Consider the following 7,591-nt stretch of genomic DNA (forward strand, 5'->3'; position numbering starts at 1 on the left):
GATCTCGTGCATCAGGCCGGAGTCGTTGGTGACAACGGCTTTACACGCGCCAATCAATATGACCGCCTGTTCGAGCTGTGTTTCGCCCGCCAGGTTACGACACCACGCCTGTTGTTCATCACTCAATGTCGCCAGAATTTCGTTTCCAGCCTCATGATCTTTCGCCGAGCCAAACAGCACTATCTGATAGCCTTCATCGATGAGCTGTTTCGCCAGCTCCGCATAATGGTAGTGCGGCCAGCGTTTTGCCGGACCGAACTCCGCGCCGGGGCAAAAGCCAATCATCGGACGTTCGTCAGAAAGCGAAAACGCGCTGCAGGTTAACGACTTTTCACCTTCGCTCACCTGGAGTTGCGGCCACAATATCGGCTGCGGCAGATCTTTCGCCGTGCGCATCACGCCTTTATCGTAGGCTAGCGCCACGTAACGCTCGACCATTAAGGGCCAGGCGGCTTTATCCAGTACGCGCGCATCGTTAAGCAGGCCGTAGCGCATTTCACCGCGCCAGCCCGTACGGTGAGGGATACCGGCAAAGAAAGGAACCAGCGCTGATTTAAACGAGTTGGGCAACACGTAAGCGCGATCATAGCGTTTTTCACGCAGACTGTGACCCAGTTTGCGGCGTTCGCCAAGTTCGAGTGCGCCGTGGCCGAGCGGCATTGGAATTGCCTCGTTGACTTCCGGCATCCGCGATAACAACGGACGGCACCATGCCGGTGCCATCACATCGATTATCGCCTGGGGATAGCGCGCCTTGAGCGTGCGATAGAGACTTTGCGACATCATCATGTCGCCTACCCAGGACGGGCCAATCACCAGAATCCTCATAGATTGCCTGCCTTACGCGTCGCGGTTCAGCCAGGTCATATATTCCGTAACGCCTTCGGCAACGGTCTTGAAGGGCTTATCGTAGCCCGCAGCGCGCAGGTTGGTTAGATCGGCCTGAGTAAATGCCTGGTAGCGACCTTTCAGTTTTTCCGGGAACGGAATGTACTCAAGTTCACTTTTCTTATGGTATGCCAGCGCGGCATCTGCCACCGCCTGGAAGGATTCTGCACGACCGGTACCCAGGTTAAAGATGCCGGACACGCCGTTCTCCCAGAACCACAGATTTACATCCGCCACGTCGCCGACGTACACGAAGTCACGCTTAAAGTTTTCGCTACCTTCAAACAGCTTCGGCGTTTCGCCGTTGTTGAGTTGCGTATTGAGATGGAAAGCCACGCTTGCCATGCTACCTTTATGGCCTTCGCGGGGTCCGTAGACGTTGAAGTAACGGAAGCCGACGATCTGTGAATTGGCTTCTGGCAGGATCTGACGCACATACTCGTCAAACAGGAATTTAGAGTAACCGTAAACGTTCAGCGGTTTCTCATATTCGCGGGATTCGATGAAATCAGACGTGCGACCGCCATAGGTGGCAGCGGAAGAGGCATACAGGAACGGAATTTCGCGCTCCAGGCAGTAATGCAGCAGCTCTTTGGAGTACTGATAGTTGTTATCCATCATGTACTTGCCGTCCCACTCGGTGGTGGAAGAGCAGGCCCCTTCGTGGAAAATGGCTTCGATCTCGCCGAACTCTTCGCCCGCCATAATCTGGATTAAGAAATCTTCTTTATCCATATAGTCGGCAATGTTCAGATCCACCAGGTTAACAAACTTGGTGCCGTCTTTCAGGTTGTCCACCACCAGGATATCGGTGATGCCTTTATCATTCAGGGACTTAACGATGTTGCTGCCGATAAAGCCCGCGCCGCCGGTAACGATGATCATAACTGTAACCTATGAATTATGGAGTCAGAGACAATCTCAGACACGAATACCTCTTATCATATCACTACATAGCGTTGGCTTCAGCCATTCACCGAATGGTCGTGTGGGTACGCGTGATTTATCCTGCATTTTAAAGAAGTGATAATGCGTCATCTCGTATCAGCGTCCAGGGTTAGGTAAGATGTGCTGAAATTTGCCCAGTCTGGAGAATCGCAATGCGTGGGGATTTTTACAAACAGTTAACTAACGATCTGCAAACCGCCCGTGCGGAAGGATTGTTTAAAGAAGAGCGCATTATTACGTCTGCTCAGCAGGCCGATATCACGGTGGCGGATGGCAGCCACGTCATTAATTTCTGTGCCAACAACTATCTGGGGCTGGCGAACCATCCAGAGCTGATTGCTGCGGCAAAAGCCGGTATGGATTCTCACGGATTCGGGATGGCGTCGGTGCGCTTTATCTGCGGCACCCAGGACAGCCATAAACAGCTTGAGCAAAAGCTGGCTGAATTCCTCGGCATGGAAGATGCCATTCTTTACTCCTCCTGCTTTGATGCCAACGGCGGCCTGTTCGAAACGCTGCTCGGCGCCGAGGATGCGATTATTTCCGATGCCCTGAACCATGCCTCTATCATTGACGGCGTGCGCCTGTGTAAAGCAAAGCGCTTCCGCTATGCCAACAACGATATGCAGGAACTGGAAGCGCGTCTGCAAGAAGCGCGCGACGCCGGGGCTCGTCATGTGCTGATTGCCACTGACGGCGTGTTCTCAATGGACGGCGTCATCGCCAACCTGAAGGGCGTGTGCGATCTGGCTGACAAATACAACGCGCTGGTGATGGTCGATGACTCTCACGCGGTGGGGTTTGTCGGAGAGAACGGTCGTGGTTCCCATGAGTACTGCGACGTGATGGGCCGCGTAGATATCATCACCGGCACGCTGGGTAAAGCGCTTGGCGGCGCGTCTGGTGGCTATACCGCCGCGCGCAAAGAGGTGGTTGAATGGCTGCGTCAGCGCTCTCGCCCGTATCTGTTCTCTAACTCGCTGGCGCCGGCGATTGTCGCTGCCTCCATCAAAGTGCTGGAGATGGTTGAGTCTGGCGGTGAACTGCGCGATCGCCTGTGGGCCAACGCGCGTCAGTTCCGTGAGCAAATGTCTGCCGCCGGGTTTACCCTGGCCGGCGCCGATCACGCGATTATCCCGGTGATGCTGGGTGACGCGGTGATTGCACAAGACTTTGCCCGCGAGCTGCAAAAAGAGGGCATTTACGTCACAGGATTCTTCTATCCGGTTGTTCCGAAAGGCCAGGCCCGCATTCGTACTCAGATGTCTGCGGCGCATACCCCGGAACAAATCACCCGCGCGGTGGAAGCCTTCACCCGCATTGGTAAACAACTGGGCGTTATTGCCTGAGGATGTGAGATGAAAGCGTTATCCAAACTGAAAGCGGAAGAGGGCATCTGGATGACCGACGTTCCGGAACCGGAAGTCGGCCACAACGATCTGCTGATTAAAATCCGTAAAACAGCCATCTGCGGCACTGACGTTCACATCTATAACTGGGATGAATGGTCGCAAAAAACCATCCCGGTTCCTATGGTTGTCGGCCATGAGTACGTTGGCGAAGTGGTCGGTATCGGTCAGGAAGTGAAAGGCTTCAAAATCGGCGACCGCGTGTCTGGGGAAGGACACATTACCTGCGGACACTGCCGTAACTGTCGTGGCGGACGCACGCACCTGTGCCGTAATACCACAGGTGTGGGCGTGAACCGTCCGGGCTGTTTCGCAGAATACCTGGTGATCCCGGCGTTCAACGCGTTCAAAATTCCGGACAATATCTCGGATGACCTGGCCTCCATCTTTGACCCGTTTGGCAACGCGGTGCATACGGCGTTGTCGTTCGATCTGGTCGGCGAAGACGTGCTGGTGTCGGGGGCTGGCCCTATCGGCATCATGGCGGCGGCGGTAGCGAAGCACGTGGGCGCACGCAACGTGGTGATCACCGACGTGAACGAATACCGTCTTGAACTGGCGCGTAAGATGGGTATCACCCGCGCAGTCAACGTGTCGAAAGAGAGCCTGAACGAGGTGATGGACGAACTGGGCATGACTGAAGGGTTTGATGTCGGCCTGGAGATGTCCGGTGCGCCGCCAGCATTCCGCGCGATGCTTGACACCATGAACCACGGTGGTCGGATTGCGATGCTGGGCATTCCTCCCTCAGACATGTCTATCGACTGGACGAAGGTGATCTTTAAGGGGCTGTTCATTAAAGGCATTTACGGCCGCGAGATGTTCGAAACCTGGTACAAGATGGCCGCGCTGATTCAGTCTGGTTTGGATCTGTCGCCGATCATCACCCACCGCTTCTCGATTGATGAGTTCCAGAAAGGCTTTGACGCTATGCGTTCAGGCCAGTCCGGGAAAGTCATTCTCAGCTGGAATTAATCAGATAAGGCCGGAAAATCCGGCCTTATTTCCTGAGGAATATCTGGAAAGCTGTAAAGAATTGTCATTGTCATAAATAATTCGTAATTGCGTCGTAGTCTTATATTGCTGTTTACCTGATGCCCCTACGCTGAAGTCTCCTGGAGCCTTTACAAATATTATTATCAGCCTTAATCGTTTCTTAATACAAAGGCTGTAAAAAGGCGGATAACTTCAAAGGCATTCGGTAATTTATTATGATGAAAAGTACAAACAGACTCAGTGTTATTATCCCGTTATATAATGCGGGTAATGATTTTAAAGCCTGCATGGAATCTCTCATCGCGCAAACATGGACTGCCCTGGAAATTATTATTGTCAATGACGGGTCAACGGATAATTCTGTTGATATAGCAAAGTATTACGCCGAAAACTATCCTCATGTACGACTGCTCCACCAGGCGAATGCCGGAGCATCGGTCGCCCGTAACCGCGGGATGGAGGTGGCGAGTGGTAAGTACATCGCATTTGTTGATGCCGATGACCTCGTCTATCCGCATATGTACGAAACGCTAATGACAATGGCGCTGGAGGACGATCTGGACGTCGCGCAGTGCAATGCCGACTGGAGCGAGCGGGATACCGGCGTGACCTGGCAATCTATTCCGACCGACCGGATCCGTTCAACCGGCGTACTCACCGGTCCTGACTGGCTGCGTATGGCGCTTTCATCCCGCCGCTGGACCCACGTGGTGTGGATGGGGGTTTATCGTCGGGATGTGATTGAAAAGAATAACATCCGCTTTATTCCCGGATTACATCATCAGGATATTGTGTGGACCACGGAATTTATGTTTAACGCGCTGCGTGCGCGTTATACGGAAGAATCTTTGTATAAATATTTCTTACATAATAATTCTGTCAGCCGACTGAAACGTCAGGGTAATAAAAATCTGAACTATCAGCGACATTACATTAAGATCACCCGATTATTAGAGAAGCTTAATCGGAATTACGCAGACAGGATTACTATCTATCCTGAATTTCATCAACAAATAACGTATGAAGCATTGCGTGTTTGTCATTCCGTGCGCAAAGAGCCTGATATTTTGACGCGTCAGCGAATGATCGCCGAGATTTTTACCTCGGGGATGTATAAACGTATGATAATGAACGTGCGCAGCGCCAAGGTCGCCTATCAGGCGTTACTGTGGTCAGTGAGATTGTACCAATGGCGCGACAAAACGCGTTCGCACCATCGTACTGCACGTAAAGCGCTTAACCTGGGTTAACGCTGTTATCGCGGGGCGATTTTCCCCAGCCTTGCCACTGATTCTGGAACCAGTTCACCAGCGTGCTCTGACTGATGCTTTCGCTTAACACGCTGAAGAATCGACTGGTATAGACCGGTTCTACAGGTTTCTTCGCTTTACACAACGCCACGCCGCGGAATGGATTTCGCGGGGCGTCGTTGGTTTTCGGCGGTGTCAAATTCGGCGTGGAGGTATCTACCTGCGGCTCATTGAGCAGGCTGCTCGGACGGACAAGGGTGATGTCGGCTGGCAGGTTATACACCATTTGCTGTAACACACGTACCGTCGACGGATGAGGGTGGCCTATCGCGATGGCAGAACCGTTGCGGCGGGCCAGATCAATCGCGCGGGTAAACTGGCGGCGAATGTCCGTGTCGTTTTGCGTGTCGTCGAGAAACACTTTCCGCTTAATCACCTTTACGCCGGTTCCGGATGCGGCACGCATCGCCTGACTGTTACCGATGGTCATACTGTCGAGAAAATAGAGATCGTAGCGTTCCAGCGCCTGCATCACTTTTTGCATACCAAACAGGCTGGAAGTCATTGCGCTGCCCATATGGTTGTTGAGCCCCACCGCGTAAGGCACTTTACCAACCGCCTCGCGAATGATCCGTTCAATTTCGTCGCTGCTCATCTCCGGACGTAGGGTGTCTTTCTCCAGCGGCTGTTTACTCAGCGGTGCCATCGGCAGATGGATCAGCACTTCATGACCGCTGTTATGCGCTTTGGTCGCCATTTCGCGCGCATGAGGCGCATTGGGTAGCACGGCGACGGAGATTTGAGAGGGCATCGCCAGCACCTGATTTTCGTAATGCGGGCGGTAGCCAAAATCGTCAATGACGATGGCGAGTTTGCCAGCAAAAACAGGGGAGGCGAATGCCAGCAGGCTGGCGAATGAAAGAACAGTACGACGAAACTGAGGCAAAACTTATCTTCCCAACCACGGTTGTGGATTGACGGCCTGACCCTGGCGACGAATTTCGAAATAGAGCGACGGTCGACCCTGACCCCCGCTGCTACCCACCAGCGCAATCGGCTGGCCGGCGCGAACCTGCGTACCGACACTGACCAGCGCACTCTGGTTGTAGCCATAAAGACTCATGTCGCCCTTGCCGTGTTCAACGACGACGACCAGTCCGTATCCCTGCAGCCAGTCCGCCAGAATGACGCGACCATCGGCAATGGCTTTCACTTCAGTGCCTTCAGACGCACCGATAACCATCCCCTTCCAACGTAGCTCACCTTGCAGTTGTTCGCCATAGCGATGCAGCGTGGGGCCGCGAACGGGCCAGAATGCCTGGCCGCGTGGCGAACCCAGACCGCCGGTACGCGACATCAGCGATTTCTCACTGTCTGTGGGCTTGTACGTGGTGCCTTTGCGGGTGGCCTCTTTCTGGCGATTACGTACCGCTTCCGCCTCACGTGCTTCGCGTTCGGCACGGGCTTTGGCGGCCGCCTCGGCACGGGCAATGCTGTTACGCAAACGGGATTCGTTGGCGCGCAGTTCACTGAGCTGTTGCTGGCCTTGCTGAATGGAGGATTCCAGCCCGGCGAGGGTTTTCTTACGTTCGTTACGCGCCTGTTCAAGCTTCGCCTGCTGGGCGCGCTGTTCATACAGCAGCGTCTGTTGCTGACTCTGCTTCTCTTCCAGTTCGGCACGCTGGGCGGCGACCTCTTCGCGAGTCTGCTTCAACTCGTTGATCGTCTCCTGGCGCGCCTGGTTCAGATAACCAAAGTAGGCCTGCAAACGCTGACCGCGCTGGCTCTCTTCACCGCTGAGGATAAGCTGAATACCCGTGTGTTCACCCTGGCGAAACGCGGCATCCAGCTGCGCGGCAAGGCTGCGCTCCTGGTTGGCTTTCTGCCGTTCCAGCTTCGCAATAGAAGCATTCATCTCATCGATTTGTTTGTTCAGCTGCGCAAGCGTGTTTTGCGTTTCACGTAACTGGCGTGCGGCGGCGGAGATGGCCTCTTCCTGCGCCTTCAGTTGCGCTAGCAGGCCAGTACGTTGGTGCTGTTGCTGACGAACAGCACGTTCTTTGGCGGCGATATCTGCCTGAATGGATTTAAGCTGATCGC

Annotated in this window: 7 protein-coding genes; 3 read left to right on the top strand and 4 right to left on the bottom strand. The window is 54.0% G+C overall.

The window, feature by feature from the left end; genetic code table 11:
* The coding region (gene rfaF, locus AB7E14_RS17165; RefSeq protein WP_428169710.1) for an ADP-heptose--LPS heptosyltransferase RfaF at positions 1-828 on the bottom strand (828 nt) is incomplete at its 3' end.
* 12 nt (positions 829-840) lie between these two features.
* A complete protein-coding gene (gene rfaD, locus AB7E14_RS17170; protein ID WP_042998615.1) occupies positions 841-1,773 on the bottom strand; it encodes an ADP-glyceromanno-heptose 6-epimerase in 933 nt (310 codons plus the stop codon).
* 215 nt (positions 1,774-1,988) lie between these two features.
* On the opposite strand from rfaD, the gene kbl reads away from it, so the two are divergent.
* The 3 genes from kbl (at position 1,989) to AB7E14_RS17185 (ending at position 5,491) form a co-directional block, all read left to right on the top strand.
* Entirely contained in the window at positions 1,989-3,185 is a 1,197-nt protein-coding gene (gene kbl / locus AB7E14_RS17175; RefSeq protein WP_042998614.1) for a glycine C-acetyltransferase, read from the top strand.
* A 9-nt stretch (positions 3,186-3,194) separates the two neighbouring features.
* The gene (tdh, locus tag AB7E14_RS17180) at positions 3,195-4,220 is read left to right on the top strand and encodes an L-threonine 3-dehydrogenase (protein ID WP_042998613.1); all 1,026 of its coding nucleotides are present in this window, start codon (positions 3,195-3,197) and stop codon (positions 4,218-4,220) included.
* Between the two features lie 236 nt (positions 4,221-4,456).
* Positions 4,457-5,491 carry a glycosyltransferase gene (locus AB7E14_RS17185; RefSeq protein ID WP_042998612.1) on the top strand — a complete coding sequence of 345 codons (1,035 nt, stop codon included), beginning with the start codon at positions 4,457-4,459 and terminating at the stop codon, positions 5,489-5,491.
* Here AB7E14_RS17185 and AB7E14_RS17190 read toward each other — a convergent pair.
* Together AB7E14_RS17190 and envC are read right to left on the bottom strand one after the other, a co-directional pair.
* Positions 5,478-6,437 (bottom strand): divergent polysaccharide deacetylase family protein, encoded by a 960-nt coding sequence (locus AB7E14_RS17190; RefSeq protein WP_316962410.1) that lies wholly within the window; start codon positions 6,435-6,437, stop codon positions 5,478-5,480. The two genes, AB7E14_RS17185 and AB7E14_RS17190, sit on opposite strands and share 14 nt — an antisense overlap.
* A gap of 3 nt (positions 6,438-6,440) precedes the next feature.
* The coding region (gene envC, locus AB7E14_RS17195) for a murein hydrolase activator EnvC (protein ID WP_428169711.1) at positions 6,441-7,591 on the bottom strand (1,151 nt) is incomplete at its 5' end.

The organism is Citrobacter sp. (assembly GCF_050252275.1).
GTDB lineage: Bacteria > Pseudomonadota > Gammaproteobacteria > Enterobacterales > Enterobacteriaceae > Citrobacter_A > Citrobacter_A amalonaticus.

Coding starts and splice junctions, on each gene's coding strand:
- AB7E14_RS17185 (WP_042998612.1), top strand. CDS start 4,457: ATGATGAAAAGTACAAACAGACTCAGTGTTATTATCCCGTTATATAAT.
- tdh (WP_042998613.1), top strand. CDS start 3,195: ATGAAAGCGTTATCCAAACTGAAAGCGGAAGAGGGCATCTGGATGACC.
- rfaD (WP_042998615.1), bottom strand. CDS start 1,773: ATGATCATCGTTACCGGCGGCGCGGGCTTTATCGGCAGCAACATCGTT.
- kbl (WP_042998614.1), top strand. CDS start 1,989: ATGCGTGGGGATTTTTACAAACAGTTAACTAACGATCTGCAAACCGCC.